The sequence below is a fragment of the Lysobacter sp. P5_C4 genome (genome assembly GCF_054049695.1).
In genome coordinates, this window is sequence record NZ_JBFULX010000005.1 from 117,619 (window position 1) to 137,850 (window position 20,232).

At 66.9% G+C, this 20,232-nt stretch carries 16 protein-coding genes; 7 read left to right on the plus strand and 9 right to left on the minus strand.

What is annotated here, in order from left to right:
• Window positions 1-4: 4 nt before the first annotated feature.
• Genes atpG through ACXJJ8_RS13135 form a run of 3 tightly spaced genes read left to right on the plus strand, consistent with a single transcriptional unit; the run spans window position 5 to window position 2,761 of the window.
• On the plus strand, window positions 5-868 hold the full coding sequence (gene atpG, locus ACXJJ8_RS13125) for a F0F1 ATP synthase subunit gamma (RefSeq protein ID WP_499030817.1): 864 nt from the start codon (window positions 5-7) through the stop codon (window positions 866-868).
• 51 nt (window positions 869-919) lie between these two features.
• Entirely contained in the window at window positions 920-2,323 is a 1,404-nt protein-coding gene (atpD, locus tag ACXJJ8_RS13130; protein WP_499030820.1) for a F0F1 ATP synthase subunit beta, read from the plus strand.
• Between the two features lie 12 nt (window positions 2,324-2,335).
• Window positions 2,336-2,761, plus strand: coding sequence for a F0F1 ATP synthase subunit epsilon (locus ACXJJ8_RS13135; RefSeq protein ID WP_499030823.1), 426 nt, complete (start codon window positions 2,336-2,338; stop codon window positions 2,759-2,761).
• A gap of 60 nt (window positions 2,762-2,821) precedes the next feature.
• On the opposite strand, the gene ACXJJ8_RS13140 is transcribed toward ACXJJ8_RS13135, so the two are convergent.
• Window positions 2,822-3,205, minus strand: coding sequence for a GtrA family protein (locus ACXJJ8_RS13140; RefSeq protein WP_499030825.1), 384 nt, complete (start codon window positions 3,203-3,205; stop codon window positions 2,822-2,824).
• A gap of 85 nt (window positions 3,206-3,290) precedes the next feature.
• Between ACXJJ8_RS13140 and glmU the strand changes: the two genes are divergently transcribed.
• A complete protein-coding gene (gene glmU / locus ACXJJ8_RS13145) occupies window positions 3,291-4,661 on the plus strand; it encodes a bifunctional UDP-N-acetylglucosamine diphosphorylase/glucosamine-1-phosphate N-acetyltransferase GlmU (protein ID WP_499030827.1) in 1,371 nt (456 codons plus the stop codon).
• A 31-nt stretch (window positions 4,662-4,692) separates the two neighbouring features.
• Here glmU and ACXJJ8_RS13150 read toward each other — a convergent pair whose 3' ends face one another.
• From ACXJJ8_RS13150 to ACXJJ8_RS13180, 7 genes are all read right to left on the minus strand, one after another.
• On the minus strand, window positions 4,693-4,899 hold the full coding sequence (locus tag ACXJJ8_RS13150; protein ID WP_499030830.1) for a hypothetical protein: 207 nt from the start codon (window positions 4,897-4,899) through the stop codon (window positions 4,693-4,695).
• 211 nt (window positions 4,900-5,110) lie between these two features.
• On the minus strand, window positions 5,111-6,421 hold the full coding sequence (locus ACXJJ8_RS13155; protein WP_499030833.1) for a sensor histidine kinase: 1,311 nt from the start codon (window positions 6,419-6,421) through the stop codon (window positions 5,111-5,113).
• A gap of 9 nt (window positions 6,422-6,430) precedes the next feature.
• Complete coding sequence (locus ACXJJ8_RS13160; RefSeq protein WP_499030835.1) at window positions 6,431-7,774, minus strand: sigma-54-dependent transcriptional regulator; 1,344 nt, start codon at window positions 7,772-7,774, stop codon at window positions 6,431-6,433.
• 89 nt (window positions 7,775-7,863) lie between these two features.
• Window positions 7,864-9,093, minus strand: a complete 1,230-nt coding sequence (locus ACXJJ8_RS13165; protein ID WP_499030838.1) for an ABC transporter permease — start codon at window positions 9,091-9,093, stop codon at window positions 7,864-7,866.
• A 10-nt stretch (window positions 9,094-9,103) separates the two neighbouring features.
• A complete protein-coding gene (locus ACXJJ8_RS13170) occupies window positions 9,104-10,423 on the minus strand; it encodes an ABC transporter permease (protein ID WP_499030840.1) in 1,320 nt (439 codons plus the stop codon).
• A gap of 13 nt (window positions 10,424-10,436) precedes the next feature.
• Entirely contained in the window at window positions 10,437-11,156 is a 720-nt protein-coding gene (locus tag ACXJJ8_RS13175) for an ABC transporter ATP-binding protein (RefSeq protein WP_498962704.1), read from the minus strand.
• Between the two features lie 89 nt (window positions 11,157-11,245).
• Window positions 11,246-12,553, minus strand: coding sequence for an efflux RND transporter periplasmic adaptor subunit (locus ACXJJ8_RS13180; RefSeq protein ID WP_499030841.1), 1,308 nt, complete (start codon window positions 12,551-12,553; stop codon window positions 11,246-11,248).
• Window positions 12,554-12,777: 224 nt separating this feature from the next.
• Here ACXJJ8_RS13180 and glmS point away from each other — a divergent pair, with 224 nt between their 5' ends.
• The 3 genes from glmS (at window position 12,778) to ACXJJ8_RS13195 (ending at window position 18,267) form a co-directional block, all read left to right on the plus strand.
• The gene (gene glmS / locus ACXJJ8_RS13185) at window positions 12,778-14,616 is read left to right on the plus strand and encodes a glutamine--fructose-6-phosphate transaminase (isomerizing) (protein ID WP_499030843.1); all 1,839 of its coding nucleotides are present in this window, start codon (window positions 12,778-12,780) and stop codon (window positions 14,614-14,616) included.
• Window positions 14,617-14,782: 166 nt separating this feature from the next.
• The gene (locus ACXJJ8_RS13190; protein WP_499030845.1) at window positions 14,783-16,528 is read left to right on the plus strand and encodes a YadA-like family protein; all 1,746 of its coding nucleotides are present in this window, start codon (window positions 14,783-14,785) and stop codon (window positions 16,526-16,528) included.
• Between the two features lie 11 nt (window positions 16,529-16,539).
• Window positions 16,540-18,267, plus strand: coding sequence for a S8 family serine peptidase (locus tag ACXJJ8_RS13195; protein ID WP_499030847.1), 1,728 nt, complete (start codon window positions 16,540-16,542; stop codon window positions 18,265-18,267).
• 52 nt (window positions 18,268-18,319) lie between these two features.
• Here ACXJJ8_RS13195 and btuB read toward each other — a convergent pair whose 3' ends face one another.
• Complete coding sequence (btuB, locus tag ACXJJ8_RS13200) at window positions 18,320-20,200, minus strand: TonB-dependent vitamin B12 receptor (protein WP_499030849.1); 1,881 nt, start codon at window positions 20,198-20,200, stop codon at window positions 18,320-18,322.
• Window positions 20,201-20,232: the final 32 nt, after the last annotated feature.

Below are 20,232 nucleotides of genomic sequence, written 5' to 3' on the forward strand. Positions count from 1 at the left end.
TACGATGGCTGGTGGTCGCGAAATCAAAACCAAGATCAAGAGCGTGCAGAACACCCGCAAGGTGACGCGCGCGCTCGAAATGGTCTCGGCGTCCAAGATCCGCAAGGCGCAGGACCGCATGAAGGCCTCGCGCCCGTATGCGCGTGCGATGAAGCAGGTGATCGGCCACCTCGCCCAGGCGAACTCCGAATACCGTCATCCCTACCTCGTGCAACGCGCGGACGTGAAGCGCGTGGGCTACATCGTCGTTTCGTCCGATCGTGGCCTGGCCGGCGGCCTCAACAACAACCTGTTCCGCAAGTTGCTGGGTGAGTTCCGCCAGTGGCAGCAGCAGGGTGTCGAGGTCGACGTGGTCACCATCGGCCAGAAGGCGTCGGTGTTCTTCCGTCGCATCAAGGTCGGCATGCTGGGCTCGGTCACGCACCTGGGCGACACGCCGCACGTCGAGCAGCTGGTGGGCGTCATCAAGGTGATGCTGGATGCCTACCAGGGCGGTTCGGTCGACAAGGTGTTCCTCGCCTACAACGACTTCGTCAACACGATGACGCAGAAGGCGACGTTCGACCAGTTGCTGCCGCTGCCGGCGTCGGAAACGCAGGTCGCAAAGCACGATTGGGATTACCTGTACGAACCCGACGCGCAGGCCGTGCTGGAGCACGTGCTGACGCGTTACATCGAATCGCTGGTGTACCAGGCGGTGCTCGAGAACGTGGCTTCCGAACATGCCGCGCGCATGGTCGCGATGAAGTCCGCGTCCGACAACGCCACCAAGCTGATCGGCACGCTGAACCTGGTCTACAACAAGGCCCGCCAGGCGGCGATCACGCAAGAAATCTCCGAAATCGTGGGTGGTGCGGCCGCGGTGTAAACCGCGCTGCACTTCTGCAAGCAATCAAGAGTTATTACTGAGGCTATGGCTATGAACCAGGGCAAGATCGTTCAGATCATCGGCGCGGTCGTCGACGTCGAATTCCCGCGCGAGAGCGTGCCGAAGGTGTACGACGCGCTCAAGGTGCAGAACACCGAGATCACGCTGGAAGTGCAGCAGCAGCTCGGCGACGGCATCGTGCGTTGCATCGCCCTCGGTTCGACCGACGGCCTGAAGCGCAACCTGATCGCCGACAACACCGGCCGCGGCATCTCCGTGCCGGTGGGCAAGGGCACCCTGGGTCGCATCATGGACGTGCTCGGCACGCCGATCGACGAAGCGGGCCCGGTCAAGGCCGACACGCAGTGGGAAATCCACCGCGCGGCCCCGTCGTACGAAGAACAGTCGGCCGGCAACGAACTGCTGGAAACCGGCATCAAGGTCATCGACCTGATGTGCCCGTTCGCCAAGGGCGGCAAGGTCGGCCTGTTCGGCGGCGCCGGCGTGGGCAAGACCGTCAACATGATGGAACTGATCAACAACATCGCGACCGAGCACTCGGGCCTGTCGGTGTTCGCAGGCGTGGGTGAGCGCACCCGCGAAGGCAACGACTTCTATCACGAGATGCAGGAGTCCGGCGTCGTCAACGTGGCCGAGCCGGAGAAGTCGAAGGTCGCCATGGTGTACGGCCAGATGAACGAGCCGCCGGGCAACCGCCTGCGCGTGGCGCTCACGGGCCTGACGATGGCCGAGTACTTCCGCGACGAAGGCCGCGACGTGCTGCTGTTCGTCGACAACATCTACCGCTACACGCTGGCCGGTACCGAAGTGTCGGCGCTGCTCGGCCGCATGCCGTCGGCGGTGGGCTACCAGCCCACGCTCGCCGAGGAAATGGGCGTGCTGCAGGAACGCATCACCTCGACCAAGACCGGTTCGATCACCTCGATCCAGGCCGTGTACGTGCCCGCGGACGACCTGACCGACCCGTCGCCGGCGACGACGTTCGCGCATCTGGACGCCACCGTCGTGCTCTCGCGCAACATCGCCTCGCTGGGTATCTACCCGGCGGTCGACCCGCTCGACTCGACCTCGCGCCAGCTCGACCCGAACGTGATCGGCAACGAACACTACGACACCGCGCGCCGTGTGCAGTCCACGCTCCAGAAGTACAAGGAGCTCAAGGACATCATCGCGATCCTCGGCATGGACGAGCTGTCGGAAGAAGACAAGCAGGCCGTGTCGCGCGCCCGCAAGATCGAGCGCTTCTTCTCGCAGCCCTTCCACGTCGCCGAAGTGTTCACCGGTTCGCCGGGCAAGTACGTGTCGCTGAAGGACACGATCCGCGGCTTCAAGATGATCGTCGACGGTGAACTCGACCACCTGCCCGAGCAGGCGTTCTACATGGTCGGCGGCATCGACGAGGCCGTCGAGAAGGCCAAGAAGATGGCGGCCTAAGGAGCACCTGGCATGGCATCCACCATCCGCTGCGACATCGTGAGCGCCGAAGCCGAGATCTTCCGCGGCGAAGCCGAACTGATCGTCGCGACCGGCGAGTTGGGCGAACTCGGCATCGCGCCGAAGCACGCCCCGCTCATCACGCGCCTCAAGCCGGGCAAGGTCGTCGTGACCTTGCCGGGCGGCGAAAAGCTCGACTTCGCCATCTCCGGCGGCATCCTCGAGGTGCAGCCGCAGGTCGTCACCGTCCTGGCCGACACCGCGGTGCGCGCGCAGGACATCGACGAAGCCGCGGTCCGCGCCGCGAAGGAAGAAGCCGAGCGCATCCTCGCGCGCCGTGGCGAAGCGATGGAAATCGCCGAAGCGCAGGCCCGCCTGGCGGAAGTCACCGCGCAGCTGCAGGCGCTGGAACGACTGCGCAAGAACCTCAAGCACTGAGGTTGCCGACAAACTGCGACGAACGACGCCGGCCCAGTGCCGGCGTTTTCGTTTGCGCGACTACTTCTTGTAGACCCAGTGCCGCGACAACAGGAACCCCGTCACCCCGAGCACGCCCTCGACGCCCGGCTTGGCGAGCCACGCCCACTGCAACCCCAGGTGGTGGTCGATCATGCCCATCGACCACGTGCTGACGATGGTGGTGCCGATCCACATCAGCACGAAGCGCACGAGCTGCTTGCGGCCGACCACGGTGTCGTCGCCGCTGAACGTCAATTTCCCATTGAGCCAGTACCCGAGGCACGCGCCGGCGACGCGGCCGAGCACGTTGGCCGGCTTGATGGGCATCCCCCAGCCGCTGAGTGCGACCAGGACGCCCCAGTCCACCAGCCACTGCACGATGCCGATGATCAGATATCCGCGTGCGTGCCGCCCCAGCGTCATGCGTTCGTCCGTGAAGGAAAGGCCGACGCATCCTAGCAGCGACCACCGCTAGAATCCGTCGACACGTTTCCCCGGATCGGATCCAATGCCCGCACCCCTGCACGTCGTCATCCTCGCCGCCGGCGAAGGCAAGCGCATGCGCTCCTCGCTGCCGAAGGTGCTGCACCGCATCGGCGGCAAGCCGATGCTCGCGCAGGTGATCGCCGCCGCGCGCGCGCTGTCGCCCGAAGGCATCCACGTCGTGTACGGGCACGGTGGCGAACAGGTGCGGGCCGCATTCGAAGACCAGCCGGACCTGCACTGGTCGGAACAGGCCAGGCAACTCGGCACCGCACATGCGGTGCAACAGGCGATGCCGAACGTGCCCGACGGCGCGCAAGTGCTCGTGCTGTACGGCGATGTCCCGTTGATCACGCCGCAGACATTGCGGCCTTTGCTCGCAACGCCCGGCCGTCTTGCGGTGCTTGCCGCGGAACTCGCGGATCCCACCGGATACGGCCGCATCATGCGCGACGCCGAAGGCCGCGTCGCGTCCATCGTCGAACACAAGGACGCCACGGAAGACGAACGCCAGATTCGCCTGGTCAACACCGGCGTCATCGCGGTCGAATCCACGGCGCTGAAACGCTGGCTCGAACGCGTGTCCAACGACAACGCGCAGGGCGAGTACTACCTCACCGACGTCTTCCGCGAAGCCGCCTCGGAGTTCAGTGCCGCCGAAATCGTCGTCGCGCCCGATCCGCTCGAAACCGAAGGCGCCAACGACCCCTGGCAACTCGCGCAACTCGAGCGCGCCTTCCAATTGCGCAGTGCACGCGCACTGTGCGTCGAAGGCGTGCGCTTCGCCGATCCTGCACGCGTGGACATTCGCGGGGACGTGCAAGTCGGTCGCGACATCGAGATCGACGTCGACGTCGTGTTCGAAGGCACCGTCGTCCTCGGCGATGGCGTGCGCATCGGCCCGTTCTGTCGTCTGAAGGATGTCTCGCTCGCCGCCGGCACCGAAGTACGCGCGCATTGCGATCTGGATGGTGTGCGCACCGAAGGCACGGTGATGATCGGCCCGTTCGCGCGCCTGCGCCCCGGCACCGTGCTCGCCGACGGCGTGCATGTCGGCAACTTCGTCGAAACCAAGAACGCGAAACTGGGCGTCGGCAGCAAGGCAAACCACCTCACCTATCTCGGCGATGCGATCGTCGGCGCGGGCGTCAACATCGGCGCCGGCACGATCACCTGCAACTACGACGGCGCGAACAAGTCGACGACGACGATCCACGATGGCGCGTTCATCGGTTCGAACACCGCGCTCGTGGCGCCGGTCACGGTCGGCAAGAATGCGACGATCGGTGCCGGGTCGGTGATCACGAAGGATGCACCCGAATCGCAGCTCACGATCGCGCGTGGGAAGCAGCACACGGTCGAGGGTTGGCAACGACCCGTGAAAAAGCCGAAGTGATCGCGCCGATCCTTCGGCGCGAACGATCCGATCAGAACGGCTCGTCGACCTCGTAGCATCCGCCGGGCTGGCGCATCAGCGCCTTGATTCCGCTGCCGCGGCAATCCGGCGCCGATTCGATCTTGCCGATCCCGCCGCAGCGCGGCGAATCGGAGCCTGCGGGGCCCGGTTCGCAGCAGAAGAAGCCGTTCGCGTCGCACAACGCCGGATGCGAAATACCCGGGTGCGCGTCGATCACGCCGGTCGCGCAATCAGGGATGGCGGTTGCGGAATGCTTACGCCAACCCGTTCACCGACAACGCGATGCCCTGAGGAGGACGCCATGCGCGCCGTGCTGAAGGCTTCCCTGATCGCGGTCGTCGCCGCGCTCGCGCTGTTCGCTGCGTGCAAGAACAACCAGACGCGCAGCGGTCCCCTGCCGAACTAACGACAGTTTCAGGCCAACGCGCTCAGGCGGGCAACGTCATCGCCACGCACAGGCCACCGCCCTGGCGATTGAGCAACGCGATCCGTCCACCGTGCGCTTCGGCGATCTCGCGCGCCAGCGCCAGCCCAAGCCCCGTCCCGTGGCGCTTGGTCGAATAGAACGGCAACAACGCGTTGGCGAGCACCGCTTCGTTCATGCCGGTGCCGCGGTCGAGCACTTCGATGCGCCAGGTCTCCGGCAAGCGCTTGAGCGCCAGCGCAACATCGCTCGATGGCGAACCGGATTCGTGCGCGTTCTTCAACAGATTGAGCAGGCACTGCGAGAGTTGCGCCGCATCGAAACGACCGACGCCCGGTTCGTCCGCGCCGTCGTAGACGAACTCCACCTGCGAGCGCAATTGTGCAACGAAGCGCTTCCAATCCACCGCTTCCACGCGCGGAGATGGCAATTTGGCGAAGCGTGCGTAATCGCGGATGAAGCCTTCCAGGTGCCGCGCGCGATCCTCGATCGTCGCCAGCGCATTCGGCAATCGCTCGTACTGGCCGCGGCGAACCAGCTCCGCACCCGAGTGCGCGAGCGACGCGATCGGCGCCAGCGAGTTGTTCAACTCGTGGCTGATCACGCGGATCACCTTCTTCCACGTCTGCACTTCCTGGCGGCGCAGTTCCGCGGTGAGCTGGCGCAGCAGGACCAACTCGTGCTTGCGGCCGTTGAGCCGGAAGGTGCGGCGCGAGAGGTGGTAGATCTCTTCGTGTTCTTCGTCGCCGACGGTGAACATGCCGTCGGCGCCGCGCTGCAGCGCTTCGCGCAAGGCGTCCGGCACGTGATCGAGGATGTCGTCGAACGACCGGCCTTCGACCCGCTTGCCATCGCCGAGCAATTTGCGCGCCGCCAGATTGCCGTGCACGACGCGATGGTGCGGATCGACCAGCACCATCGCCACCGGCGTGTGCTGCACCATCGTGTCGAGCAGCAACTCGCGTTGCACGAGCGCCAGGCGCTGGTCGCGCAAGGCATCGCCCAACGCGTTGTGCGCGTCGACCAGATCGCCGAGCTCGTTCTTCGCATGCCACGACAGGCCGAAGCCGAAATCGCCGTCGCGATAGCTCGCCACCGTACCCGCCAGCGCGCGGAACAATGAGCGCATCGGCGCGAAGGCGCGACGCACGTGGTAATACAACAAGGGCAGCAACACCGCCGGTGCGATCAGGATCGCCCACCACGGTTGTTCGAGCACTGCCGCCAGGAGCACTGCCACGATCGACGTCAGCAACAGATAGGCCGCTGCCAGGATCGTGAAAGTCACGCTGAGCGTCAGTCGGCGGGAAGTCACGGGGCGCCGTCAGTCGCGCTTGATGCCGAGGCGGTCGAGCCGGCGATACAAGGCCTGGCGCGACATGCCCAGTTCGCTCGCCGCTTGCGCCAGCACGCCGCCGGCGCGCTCGAGCGCGGATTCGATCGCGCCGCGGTCGGGTTCGTCGCTCGGCGACGTGGGCGGTGCGGCGACCGGCGGCGCCTGCAAACCGAGGTCGGTCGGCGTGAGTTCGTCTTCGCGCGCCAGCAGGCCCGCGCGCTGCAGGGTATTGCGCAACTCGCGCACGTTGCCGGGCCACGCATGCGCGCGCAGCGCACGTTCCGCCGCCGCGCCCAGGCGCTTGCCCGCGGGCAGGAAGTGGCGCGCGAGCGGGAGGATGTCATCGGGCCGTTGCGCGAGGGGCAACAATTTCAGCTCGATCGCGTTGAGCCGGTAAAACAGGTCTTCGCGGAACTGCGCGGCGCCGATGAGCGAGGCCAGGTCCGCATTGGTCGCGCTGATCACGCGCACTTTCACTTCGCGCTCGCGATTGCTGCCCAGGCGCTGGAAGCGGCCCGTTTCCAGCACGCGCAACAACTTCACCTGCCCGGCGAGCGGCAGCGTGCCGATTTCATCGAGGAAGAGCGTGCCGCCATCGGCGGCTTCGAACTTGCCTTCGCGCGCCTTGTTCGCACCCGTGTAGGCGCCCGCATCGGCGCCGAACAACTCCGCTTCGATCAATTCGCCCGGCAGCGCGCCGCAATTCACCGCGACGAACGGGCCGTTCCGCACGCTCGAATTGACGTGGATGATCTCGGCGTACTTTTCCTTGCCGGTGCCGTTCGGGCCGGTGATCAACACCGGAAGATCGGAACGCGCGACCTGGCAGGCGAGCATCAGCGTCGCTTCGCTCGCTGCATCGGCGAACACCAGGCCTTTCAGATCGTGTTCGCGCAGCAGCGCATCGCGCCGGCGGCGTTCGCCGCTGCGATGGCGTTGCAGTTCGTCGCGCGTGGACGCCAGTTCGAGCAGGTTGTTGACCGTCGCGAGCAGCTTGCGGTCGTCCCACGGTTTGGCGAGGTAATCGGCGGCGCCGGCCTTCACCAGGTCGACGGCCGATTCCAGGTGCGTCCACGCGGTGAGCAGGATGACGGGCAGGTCGGGGTGGCGTTCGCGGATCGCGCCGAACAGGGCGACGCCTTCTTCGCCCGAGGTGGTGTCGGCGTGGAAGTTCATGTCCTGCACCACCAGGTCGATCGGCTCGCGCGCGAGCAGCTTCAGCCCGTCGTCCGGCGTGGTGACCGAGCGCGTGTCGATGTCGTGCAAGGAGAACAGCGTCTCCAGCGCCGTGGCGACCGCGGGGTTGTCGTCGATGACCAGGATCGTGGGCATGGCGCAAGCGTACCGAAAGAAAGGGGCCGCGCCGCATCCGGCGCGGCCCCCGATGGCCCGTGGGAGGCCGGGAAACCCCAGTTGGCAGGTCAGACCGAGCGGGTGGCCACCGCAGGCGGCACCGCGGCGGCTTTCCGCGCGGGACCGAACACCGAGATCTGTCCGAGCAACCACAGCACGACCGCACCGACCGGCAGGTACATCAGCGGCAGCCGTGGCAACTCGTACTTGCCCATCAACAACTGGTTGATGCCGAAGGCGAGCACCATGCCCAGGAAGATGCCGAGCGTGGCGAGCAGGAAATTCTCGGTCTGGAAGTAGCGCAGGATCTGCCCCTTCGTCGCACCGAGCGCGCGTCGCACGCCGATCTGGCGCGTGCGCTGTTGTACCCAGAAGCTCGCCAGGCCGACGATGCCGAGCGCGGTGACGATCAGCAACGCGATACACACGCTGCCGAGCATCCACGCCATCGCGCGATCGCCGCGGAAGAACTCGTCGCGCATTTCCGACATCGTCTTCTTTTCGACGATCAGGCGGTTGTTGGCGTTCTTCAGCAGCATCTTTTCCGCCGCATCCAGGGTGTCCTGGCGTTGTCCCGCATCGTCGATGCGGATCACGTAGTTGCCACCGACCGTGTAGGGCACGCGCACCGGGAGCAACTGCGCGTACTCGAACTCGCCGAAACCGCCGTTGTTGTTCGGGCGCACCATGTGCTCGACGATGCCGACCACGCGCGTGGGCTCCTCGCCCCAGCTGTAGTACTGCTTGCCGATCGGGTTCTCGCCCGGCCACAGCTTGTCGGCCGTGGCCTTGGTGAGGATCGCGGCGTGCGGCTGCACCTTGCTGTCGGGCTTGTCCATGTCCTCCCACGTCACGATGTCGTCTGCGGTGAAGTCGCGGCCCGCGACGAGCTTCAGGCCCATCGTGTCGAGGAACTGCACGTCGCCCATGTACACGGTGGCGTTGAGGTTCTGGTGCGTCTGGTCCTTGGTCAGGTTGACGCTGCTGTTCCAGGAACTGTTGTTGAACGGCACCTGGTTGGTGACGGTCGCGTTCTTGACGCCGGGCAGCGTGCGCAGCGAAGCCAGGTCGGTTTGCGTCAGCGCGCCGGCGTTGTCGTCCGTGCCGATGCCGCCGAGCTGCACGCGCACGATGTGCGTTTCGTCGAAGCCGCTGATGCGGTTGATCGCTTCCAGGCGCCCGCTGATCAGGAACAGCGCGTTGCAGATGATGGCGCAGCTCAGCGCGATCTCCAGCACGATCAGCGAGGCGGCCGTCTTGTGGCGGCGCAGCGTGGAAAGAATGGGTCGGAGTTCCATGGTCATGCCCTCACTGCGACTTGAGTTGGACGGCCGGCGTCACCTGGCACGCATGCCACGCGGGCACGAGGCCTGCGAGCACGCTGGCGAGGATGGCGAGCGCGAATGTCACGAGGAACATCGTCGGGTCCAGGTGCGCCAGGTCCGCGTAGCCGACCGGCTGCTGGCGCACGGCCCACAGGCCGAGCATCGCAAGACCCAGGCCAAGCACGCCGCCTGCCAGGCCGACGGTGCCCGCCTCGACCAGGCACTGCGAGAAGATTGCGCTGCGCGAAGCACCGAGCGCGCGACGCACGCCGATTTCGCCGGAGCGACGCAGGAACTTGGCGAGCAGCAAGCCGACGGTGTTGAGCAGGCACACCGCGAGGAAGCCGAAGGCGAGCCACACCTGCAGGCGCACGTCGCTCGGAACGACCTTGCGATAGTCCAGCCACTCCATCACCGAGCGCAGGCGCACGTTGGTCGGGCGCTGGTAGCGGCCGGAGGCATGCTGCTGGTCGGAATAGTTGGTGAGGTAGCGCTTGTAGGCTTCGGCCTTTTCCGGCGTGTCCAGCTGCACCCAGTACTGCATCCAGGTGCACGGCGAGTTGACGCCGGTTTCGCCTTCTGGATCGTCCGGGCCGTCCTTGTGGTCGTCCCAGCAGTTCATCGAACCGTTGCGACCCATCTTGAGATCGCGCGAGGTGGAAAAGGGCAGGTAGATCTGTTCGGCTTCGCCGTAGCGATCGGAGTTGAGATCGTAGAACTTCGGCTTCGGGCGGTAATCCTCCATCACGCCGACGATGCGGAAGTCGGCGTTGTCCATGCGCACCGTCTTGCCAACCGCCTGCACGGTGCCGAACAACTTCTCGGCGAGCTTGCGCGTGATCACGGTGACGCGGTCGTGCGCATCGTCCTGCGCCTTGCTCCAGCCGTTGCCGGCGAGGAAGGTCGGCTCGAACATCGGGAAGAAATCCGCCGAGACGTAACGCGCATCCAGGCCGAACGGCGTCAGGCCCTGCTTCTCCGGCTGCACGGCCACGCCGCCACCGGTCATCAACACCTGGCGGTCGCCCTTGGCTTCGCGCAGGAGCTGCTCGGCGTCGTAGCGCGTCACCTGGTCCTCGGGTTCTTCGCCCGGGGTGTAGCCATCCATGCTCTGCGGATCCAGCTGCACGGTGAAAAGCCTCGCGCTCTTCTGCGGAATCGGATCGCCGGAGAGCACGTGGAAGACGGTGAGCGTGGTCATGCTCGCGCCGATGCCGAGCGCGATGGCCAGCACCATCAGTGCGGTGAGGACGCGGTTGCGCCGGAAACTGCGCAATGCGAGGTCGAAGTAATAGGCGAACATGGTTGCGGCCCTCTTACGGCGTTTCGGCGAGCGAGGCGGCGGCGACGCGGGTCAGGCTGGGTTCGACGGACAGGTCCGTCGCCATGCCGTCGACGATGTGCACGTTGCGCTGCGCGCGCGCGGCGAGTTCGGGATCGTGCGTCACCATCACGATGGTCGTGCCGGCCGCGTTGATCTCTTCGAGCAATTCCAGGACGCCACGCGCCATCTGCGAGTCGAGGTTGCCGGTCGGTTCGTCGGCGAGCAGCAGGCGGGGCGACCCGGCGAGCGCACGCGCGATGGCGGCGCGCTGCTGCTGGCCGCCGGAGAGTTCGGCCGGGTAATGCTTCATGCGCGAGCCCAGGCCCACGCGCGAGAGCGCATCTTCGATGCGCGCCTTGCGATCGGCGGCGGTCATGCCGCGATAGCGCAGCGGCACGTCGACGTTGTCGAACAGGTTGAGGTCGGGGATCAGGTTGAAGGACTGGAAGATGAAGCCGATCTTCTGGTTGCGCAGCTTGCTGCGCTGGTCGTCGGACATGCCGCGCACGTCGTGGCCGTCGAGGTGGTACTCGCCGCCGGTGAAGGTTTCCAGCAGGCCCGCGATGTTGAGGAAGGTCGTCTTGCCCGAGCCCGACGGGCCGGTGACGGCGACGAATTCACCTTCGCGCACGTGCAGGTCCAGCGAGCGCAGCGCGTGGGTTTCGACGAGTTCGGTGCGGTAGACCTTGGTGACCTGGCGCATGTCGAGCATGACGGTGTTCCTTCTTCTGGGTTCGTGCGTGGATGCTTGGGGAGGTAAAAGGGTTGCTGCCGCGTGTTTGAGAGCTGCGCGTTCGAGGGCTAATTCACGGCGATGCGTTCGCCGTCGCCGAACTGGTCGGCGCCGGAGACGACGATGCGGTCGCCTTCCTTGACGCCGTCGATGATCTCGACCGCGCTGATGCTGCTGGCGCCCAGGCGCACGGGCTTCTTCACGGCGGTGTCGCCATCCATGACCCACGCGGTGTTGCCGCCGCCTTCATCGACGAACGGGCCGCGTTCGACCTGCAGCACGTTCTTGCGCGTGTCCATCACGATGCGCGCGGACAGGCGCTGGTTCTGGCGCAGGCCCGGCGGCTGCTTGCCGGAGAAACGCAGGCGGCTGGTGACTTCGCCATTCACGACTTCCGGCGACACCGCGGCGACATGCGCTTCGTACGGCGCCCCACCGGAGCTGCGGATCTCCGCCGGCATGCCGATGCCGAGATCGCGCGCGAAGCTTTCGGGGATGCGGATCTCGACTTCGAATTCGGTCAGGTCGACCACGCTGAGCACCGGCGCGTTCTGCGCGACGTTCGCGCGCTGCGCGATCTGCACCTGGCCGACCTGGCCGTCGAAGGGCGCGCGCAAGGTCAGCGCGGCGACCTGGCGCTGGACTTCGACGACGACCGCGCGCTGGCGATCGGCGAGCAGGCGCTTGTTCTGGGTGTCGAGCGTGGCGCCCTTGCCGGACAGGCCAACGTCGCCCTTGGCGTGCGCCAGGCCGATGTCGGCGCTCTTCAGCGAATCTTGCGCCTTCGCCACGTCGACCTGCGCCACCGCGCCGCCTTCGAACGCCCGCTGGTAACGCTCGAGGTCGCGCGCGGCGGCCTGGCGCAGGATTTCCGCCTCGTCGAGCGCCTTGCGTGCATTGGCGCGCGCGAGCTGCGCATCGAGCCCGGCGCGGCTGGCTTCGGCTTCGAGGCTGGCGAGCGTGGCTTCTTCCTGCGCCAGCTTGCTGCGCAATTCGGGGCTGTCGATCTCGGCGAGCGCCTGGCCCTTCTTCACTGCATCGCCCGCGACCACTTTGAGCGTGACCGTGCCGCCGGCGATCGCGTAGAGCACCGGGCTGTTGGCGGCGATGACGCGGCCGTCGGCGGAGATGTCGCGCACCAGGTCGCCGCGCGTGACTTGCGCGATGCGGACGCGTGAGGCATCGACCGACCGATTGCCCGCACTCCAACCGGAGGCGACCCACCCAGCGAGCAGCAGCAACCCCAGGCCCGCACCACCGGCGATCAGCCAGGACCGCTTGATCTTCGGCAGGCGGCGCGACGATGTGCCGCCGGCGACGCGGGCGGGGGGAGGAGAGAGCGGACGATCCTGTGCGGAGGTGTCGCGGATGGCCATGGTGGGAGGCGGCTCGCAAAAAGTGACTACGGGATTAGCAGCACGAAACGTGCCAGCGCCAAGCCATTGATTCGTAAGGCCGGACACGCCACTGTCCGGGTGTCCACGCGGACACGACACCGTCCGGCGGACAGTGTCCGCAGCTCATCCATTGCGGCCGCGTTCGGGCCACACATTCACGCGTCCACTAGACTGTGGGCCTTCTGCAGGAGTCGAACCCCCTTATGTGCGGCATCGTCGGCGCGATCGCGGATCGCGATGTGGTTCCGGTCCTCATCGAAGGCCTCAAGCGGCTGGAATATCGCGGTTACGACTCGGCGGGCATCGCCGTCGTGGACGCGAACGCGGGCGAGGTGCGCCGCGTGCGCCGCACCGGTCGCGTGGCGGAGATGGAAGCGGCCGCGCAGGCCGAACACTTTTCCTCGCGACTGGGCATCGGCCACACGCGCTGGGCCACGCACGGGGGCGTCACCGAAGGCAACGCGCATCCGCACGTGAGCCACGGCGAAATCGCGCTGGTGCACAACGGCATCATCGAAAACCACGAGCAGCAGCGCGATCGCCTGCGCAAGCTCGGTTATGAATTCGAATCGCAGACCGATACCGAAGTCATCGCGCACCTGGTCCATTACTACCGTGCGCAGGGCGACTCGCTGCTGCACGCGTTGCAGAAGGCCGTTAAGGAGTTGCACGGCGCCTATGCCATCGCCGTGATCGACAAACGCGATCCCGACATCATGGTCGCCGCGCGCATGGGCTGCCCGCTGCTGGTGGGCCTGGGCGAAGGCGAAAACTTCGTCGCGTCCGACGTCTCGGCCATCGTCTCCTCCACGCGCCGCGTGATCTTCCTGGAAGAAGGCGACACCGCCGAACTCACGCGCGATGGCGCGAAGGTGTTCGACAGCAGCGGTGCGCCCGTCGAACGCGACGTGCACGTCTCCGACGTCTCGCTCGCCTCGCTGGAACTCGGCCCGTACCGCCACTTCATGCAGAAGGAAATCCACGAGCAGCCGCGCGCCGTGGCCGACACCATCGAAGCGGTGATCGACAACAACGGGTTCTCCGCGTCCCTGTTCGGCGCGCAGGCCGACGCCGTCATGCGCGACGTCGAAGCCGTGCAGATCCTCGCGTGCGGCACCAGCTATTACGCCGGGCTCGTCGCGCGGTACTGGATCGAATCGATCGTCGGCATTCCGTGCGCGGTCGACATCGCCAGTGAATATCGCTATCGCGAAGTCGTCGCCAATCCGAAACAGCTTGTCGTCACCATCTCGCAGTCGGGCGAAACGCTCGACACGATGGAAGCGTTGAAGTACGCCAGGAACCTCGGCCACGAACGCACGCTGTCGATCTGCAACGTGCCCGAGAGCGCGATCCCGCGCGCGAGCAAGCTCGTCTACTACACGCGCGCCGGCGCGGAAATCGGCGTGGCTTCGACCAAGGCCTTCACCACGCAGCTCGTCGCCTTGTTCACGTTGACGTGCACGCTCGCGAAGCTGCGCGGCAAGCTCGACGCGCAACGCGAGCAGTCGCACCTGGATGCCCTGCGCCAGTTGCCGGGCAGCGTGCAGCACGCGCTGAACCTGGAGCCGCAGATCGTCGCCTGGGCGGAGAAGTTCGCCGAGAAGCAGCACGCGCTGTTCCTCGGGCGCGGCATGCACTACCCGATCGCGCTCGAGGGCGCGCTCAAGCTCAAGGAAATCTCGTACATCCACGCCGAGGCCTACCCGGCGGGCGAACTCAAGCATGGTCCGCTGGCGCTGGTCGACAGCGCGATGCCGGTCGTGGTGATCGCACCGAACGACAGCCTGCTGGAAAAGGTGAAGTCGAACATCCAGGAAGTGCGCGCGCGCGGCGGCGAGATGTTCGTCTTCGCCGATGCCGACAGCCAGTTCGGCGAATCCGAAGCCGTGCATGTCATCCGCACGCCGCGTCACGTCGGCGTGTTGTCGCCGATCGTGCATGCGATCCCCGTGCAGTTGCTGGCGTACCACGCCGCGCTTGCGCGCGGCACGGATGTCGACAAGCCGCGCAACCTCGCCAAGTCGGTGACGGTCGAATAATCGCTTGCGCCGCAACTGCGGCGTCGCGCGTTTCCTAGGCAAATTCCGCAGCGCATCGGCGCTCGGCGCCGCTTACGCCGCGCGCCGCGTTGCGTCGAGCATGGTCCCGAGCGTGCGTCGGTCGTGATGCCGATCCTCGGCATCCGGCGCCGCCGGAGGGGCTGCCATGGAAGCGAAGTGGGCCGTATGGATCGGCGCGGTGTGCGCGCTGTTGGGGACGGGGGTCGCGCGGGCGGCGACGACCGTCGATGCGCCTCCGGAGGCCGTCGTGCAGTCGGCGAACCCGGGCGACGGCGCGATCGAGATCGGCGACGACAGCGAAGCGCCAGGTGACCAGGCCATCGCCATCGGCGAATGGAGCCGCGCGGGTGGTGCCGGCAGCATCGCGTTCGGTTACAACGCGATGGCGGACGTCGAAGGCAGTCTCGCCTTCGGCACCGACAGCGCCGCGCTGGGCCTGTATGCGATGGCGTTCGGCAAGAGCAGTGTCGCGCTGGGCAACGCCGCGCTCGCATTCGGCATGCACGCGGAGGCGCACGGCGAGGCCGGTGTGGCGATCGGCCACCACGCGCTCGCGTTGTATCCCTTCAGCGTCGCGATCGGCCGTGGCGTCAGCAACCAGGGCACGGCGAGCATCGCCATCGGCGCGGACACCGTGGCCGAGGGCATGTACGTCACGACCATCGGGACCGCGAGCAAGGCCACCGGCGGCGGCGCGACAGCCTACGGCGCGGGGAGCATCGCGGACAGCTTCAACACCACGGCGCTGGGCTATGCCACTTACGCGAAGTACGACGGCACGTCGGTGGGCGCGTTTGCGCGCGCCGGCGATCTCGCGGTTGCGCTCGGTGTCCGCAGCAATGCGGAAATCGCGGCGGTCGCCATCGGCGCCAACGCACGCGCGGCGATCCAGGCCACGGCGGTGGGCGCCGAAGCATGGTCGATCGCCTCGCATGCGTCGGCGTTCGGCAATCACGCGCTCGGCTGGGACGTCGATGCGTCGGCCTTCGGGGCCTATGCGCGCGCGATCAATGCGCGCAGCACGGCACTGGGTGCGTTCAGCGACGCGCGCGCGGACGGAAGCGTCGCGATCGGACATGGGTCGCAGTCGCTGCGCGCGAACACCGTATCGGTGGGCTCCTCGACCACATGGTGGGATGAAGACGACGGCGAGCACGGGCCGATCTTCCGGCAGATCGTCAACGTCGCCGCGGGGACGCAAGCCAACGATGTCGTGATCAAGGCGCAGCTCGACGAGGCGATCGCCGGATTGGACGGCACGCTCGGTTCCGGGCTCGGCGGATTGCATTCGCGGATGGATGCACTGGAGGCGGCCTTCGGCCAGTTGCCGACCACGCCACCGGCGATTCCCGGCGTGGGAACGGGCGAAGGCACGGCCCTGGGCACGGGCAGTAGCGCGGTCGCCGGCTCCGCGGCATTGGGGCAGGGATCGATCGCAGACCAGGCCGGCACGGTTTCCGTGGGGGCGGCGGGTTCGGAACGTCGCGTGGTGCACGTCGACGACGCGATCGCCGCAACCGATGCGGTGAACCTGCGGCAAATGCAGGCCGCCCAGGCCTCCACGCTCAACGAAGCCCGCGCCTACACCGACCAGCGCGTACAGGCCCTGTCCGATCAATTCGTCGACCTCAGCGATCGCGTCGATCGGCAGGACGACCGCATCGACCGTATCGGTGCGATGTCCGCCGCGATGTCCAGCATGGCCATCAATGCGGCGCAGGGTCGCAGCGACCGCGGTCGGCTCGCCGCCGGCGCGGGCTGGCAGAACGGAGAGAGTGCGTTGTCGATCGGCTACGCGCGCAACATTTCCGATCGCGTCTCGCTCAGCCTGGGCGGGGCGTTCAGCAGCGACGAACAGTCGGCGGGCGTCGGCTTCGGCATCGACCTGTGAGGACACCACACATGCACAACACACTTCGTTTCGGGCTTGCCCTCGCCGTCCTTTGCGCCACGGGCAGTGCGCACGCCTTCGATCCCGCGGGCCGTGTCGTCGTGAAATTCCACGATCACACGCTGGCGCGTGCGCAACCTTCGGTCGCATTGCGGACGCTTGCACCCACATCGCGGCCCGTCTTCCGCCTCGCCAACGGCGCACAGGTGCTGCGCGTCGATCCCGGCGATGCCGATGCGACGATCGCTCGCCTTGCCGCCCATCCCGACGTGCAGTACGCGATGCGCGATCCGGTGCTGCAGCGCGCCGTCGTCGACGATCCGTGGTACGAGGGCTACGTCCAAGTCGGCGCTCACCAGTATTCCCGTTTCCAGGCCGATCTCTACGATCCCCTTGGCGGCGTCGATGCGCCTGCCGCGTGGGCGCAGGGCGCGACGGGCGAGGGCATCGTCGTCGCCGTGGTGGACACGGGTATCACCGCGCACCCGGACCTGGACGCGAACATCGTCGAAGGGGCGGGGTACGACTTCATCACCGACACCTTCTTTTCGGGCCGCGACGACGAATCGCGCACCCCCGGAGGCTGGGATCCCGGCGACTGGACGCACCTGCCGCCGTACCTGGGTCAATGCCCTGCCCGCACGAGCAGTTGGCACGGCACGCACGTGTCGGGAACCATCGCCGCGGTTGCCAACAATGGCATCGGCATCGCCGGCATGGCCCATCGCGCGAAGGTGCTGCCGGTGCGCGTGCTCGGCCATTGCGGCGGGTACATGTCGGACATCGCCGATGCGGTCACCTGGGCGTCGGGCGGCAGTGTCGAAGGCGTGCCCGACAACCCGACGCCCGCGGAAGTCGTGAACCTCAGTCTTGGCGGACCTGCAGCTTGCGAACCGTACATGCAGGAAGCGATCGATGGCGCGGTAGCGCGCGGTACGACCATCGTCGTCGCGGCCGGCAACAGCAACCGCGACGTATCGAGCTTTGCCCCCGCCAATTGCAACAACGTCATCGTCGTGGGGTCGAGCGGCTACACCGGGAAGCGCGCGTACTACTCCAACCATGGCAACGGCGTCAGCGTCTCGGCGCCCGGCGGGGGACGCTTCCGCCAGGACCACGCCAATGGCGAGGAATGGTTGCCGCACGGGTTCATCTGGTCGACGGTCAACGTCGGCAAGGAAGGGCCGGAAGGCCCGGCCATCGGGGCGAACGTCGGGACGTCGATGGCTGCGCCGCATGTCGCTGCGGTCGTCGCGATGATGCAGGGCGCGGCGCCTTCGCCGCATACCCCGGCGGCGATCGCGACGCTGCTCGCAGACTCGACGCGCATGTTTCCGGTGGCCATCGACAAGCCGATCGGCGCGGGGATCGTCGATGCGGGCCGAGCCGTCGCTGCGGCCGTCCTTGGTGAAGTGCCGCTGCCATCTCCGCTGGCATTGAGCCTGTACGGCCCAACCCGGCACATCTACGCGAGGCAAGCGCTGGCACGTCACTATGTCGTCTCCGTGCCGGAGAATGCGACGCGCCTGACGGTGCGCAGCTTCGGCGGGACCGGCGATGCGGACCTCTACGTACGTCGTGGCGCCCACGCCTTGCCGGGCGAGCACGACGCGAAGTCCGAGCGTCCAGGCAACAACGGGATCGTCGTGATCGATGCGCCTGCCCCCGGCGAGTATTACGTCGCCGTGCATGGCACGAAGGCATTCAGCGGCCTGCAATTGCTCGCGACGGTGGACTGAATCGCGGGGCGCGTCGATCGCGGGATCGACGCGCCCTTCCTGCATGCGCCGACTACTTCGACCCGTACCGCACCGTCAACCCGAACGCGCGTCCCGGCTGCGGGTAATACGCGGCCGTTTCGTAGTCGTGGTCGAACACGTTGCTCGCCCGCGCCTGCAGGGTCCAGGTTTCCGAGAGCGCCCACTGCGCGCGCAGGTCGAGCGTCGAGTATCCGCCGAGTTCCAGCGAGTTGGAGACGTTCTCGAACCGGCGCCCTTCCGCCATCCACGTCGCGCCCACCGAGAAATCACCGAACGCGCGATCGACATCCACGCGCCCGCTCGAACGCGCACGACGCGGCAACACCTTGTCGAAGTTGTCGCCGTTGCTGCGGTTGCGCGGATCGACGAAGCTGGCAGCGCCGCTGATGTTCCAGGCCTCGAGCGATAATCCACCGGTGACCTCGCCGCCGCGGATGCGCGCCTGTTCCAGGTTGTTCGCAACGAAGATGCTGGCGTCGTACACGATCAGGTCGTCCACGCGCGTCTGGTAGGCGTGCACGTCCCAGTGCCACGCGTCGTGGCGCTGGCCGATGCCGACTTCGAACGTGTCCGACGTCTCCGGCAGCAGCTCCGGATTGCCGTAGAACGGGAAATACAGCTCGTTGAACGTCGGCGCCTTGAAGGCCGTGCCTGCGTTCGCGGTGATGCGGAACTGCGCGGGCAGGTCCATCCCCCACGCAAGGTTGCCCGTCGTATGGCCACCGAATTGTTCGTTGTCGTCGCGGCGCACGCTTGCCTGGACATCCTGCTTGCCGAACGCGCCCTGGTACTGCGCGAACGCCGCGCGGTTGTGGCGCAATGCCCCTTCGTCCGGCGAGACCAGCGTGCCGAACGCGTCGTTCGCGAAGGCCTTGTCGCGCTGCCAGTCGTAACCGACCGTCGCAAGCTGCCCGTCGGTGACCTTGAAATCCGCCTGGAACGACGCGCTGTCGCGACGGCTCTCGAAGAAGTCGGCGAATGCGTCGTCGCGTGTTTGCAGGGAGCGGTCGAGGTTGCTGCCGCCCGACAGTGTGAGCGCCGCCGCGCCGATGTCCCACCGTGCCTTGCCGCCGACCAATTGCTGCGTCGTATTCGACACGTCGCCGAGGCCGAACTGCGGATCGGCGTCGATTTCGTTGCGCCCTTCGTTGCGCAGTGCGTGCACGTCGATCGTCACGCCGTCGACGGGCCGCACGCCGGCCCGCACCGACACCGCGTTGCTCTCGTAGCCGTCGGCATCCGGATCGGGGTTGTCCATGAAACACCCTGCGAATTCCGGTGTCGTCGCGCCCGTGCAGGAGTTGTGGCCGTCGGTCGACTGGTGGCTGTAATCGGCGCCGAACCACGCGCGATCGAATCCGAAGTCGACACCCGCGCTCAATTCGCGCAGGTCGTTGCTGCCGGCGCCGAGCTTGAAGCGCGGGCGCACGCCGCCGGCTTTCGGCTGGCGGGTGAAGATCTGGATGACGCCGCCGATCGCATCGGAGCCATACAGGCTCGAACGCGGGCCGCGCACGATCTCGATGCGTTCGATCAATTCCACCGGCAGATCCTGCAACGCGGTGAGGCCGGAGGTGGAGGAGCCCACGCGCACGCCGTCGATCAGGAACAGCGTGTGGTCGGATTCCGACCCGCGCAGGAACAACGTGGTGAGTTTGCCCGCGCCGCCCTGGTTGACGAGATTGATGCCGGCGCGGCCGCGCAGCAGGTCCGGTACCGATTGCGCTTGCGTGCGTTCGATTTCCGCGCGATCGACGACTTCAACGGCGGACAGCGAATCATCGACGGTGACCGCGGTGCGCGTTCCGGTGACGAGCACCTTGTCGAGTTGATCGGCGTCCTGCGCGAACGCGAACGAAGCAGGAAAGCTCAGTGCCACCGCGACGGCGGCGGCGAGGGTCTTGCGCGACATGGATCGTTTCTCCGGCGCGCACGCCCGCGCGC

Excerpts from the sequence above, each read along its gene's own strand:
- atpG (WP_499030817.1), top strand. The coding sequence starts at position 5 with ATGGCTGGTGGTCGCGAAATCAAAACCAAGATCAAGAGCGTGCAGAAC.
- atpD (WP_499030820.1), top strand. The coding sequence starts at position 920 with ATGAACCAGGGCAAGATCGTTCAGATCATCGGCGCGGTCGTCGACGTC.
- ACXJJ8_RS13135 (WP_499030823.1), top strand. The coding sequence starts at position 2,336 with ATGGCATCCACCATCCGCTGCGACATCGTGAGCGCCGAAGCCGAGATC.
- ACXJJ8_RS13140 (WP_499030825.1), bottom strand. The coding sequence starts at position 3,205 with ATGACGCTGGGGCGGCACGCACGCGGATATCTGATCATCGGCATCGTG.
- glmU (WP_499030827.1), top strand. The coding sequence starts at position 3,291 with ATGCCCGCACCCCTGCACGTCGTCATCCTCGCCGCCGGCGAAGGCAAG.
- ACXJJ8_RS13160 (WP_499030835.1), bottom strand. The coding sequence starts at position 7,774 with ATGCCCACGATCCTGGTCATCGACGACAACCCCGCGGTCGCCACGGCG.
- ACXJJ8_RS13165 (WP_499030838.1), bottom strand. The coding sequence starts at position 9,093 with ATGGAACTCCGACCCATTCTTTCCACGCTGCGCCGCCACAAGACGGCC.
- ACXJJ8_RS13170 (WP_499030840.1), bottom strand. The coding sequence starts at position 10,423 with ATGTTCGCCTATTACTTCGACCTCGCATTGCGCAGTTTCCGGCGCAAC.
- ACXJJ8_RS13175 (WP_498962704.1), bottom strand. The coding sequence starts at position 11,156 with ATGCTCGACATGCGCCAGGTCACCAAGGTCTACCGCACCGAACTCGTC.
- ACXJJ8_RS13180 (WP_499030841.1), bottom strand. The coding sequence starts at position 12,553 with ATGGCCATCCGCGACACCTCCGCACAGGATCGTCCGCTCTCTCCTCCC.
- glmS (WP_499030843.1), top strand. The coding sequence starts at position 12,778 with ATGTGCGGCATCGTCGGCGCGATCGCGGATCGCGATGTGGTTCCGGTC.
- ACXJJ8_RS13190 (WP_499030845.1), top strand. The coding sequence starts at position 14,783 with ATGGAAGCGAAGTGGGCCGTATGGATCGGCGCGGTGTGCGCGCTGTTG.
- ACXJJ8_RS13195 (WP_499030847.1), top strand. The coding sequence starts at position 16,540 with ATGCACAACACACTTCGTTTCGGGCTTGCCCTCGCCGTCCTTTGCGCC.
- btuB (WP_499030849.1), bottom strand. The coding sequence starts at position 20,200 with ATGTCGCGCAAGACCCTCGCCGCCGCCGTCGCGGTGGCACTGAGCTTT.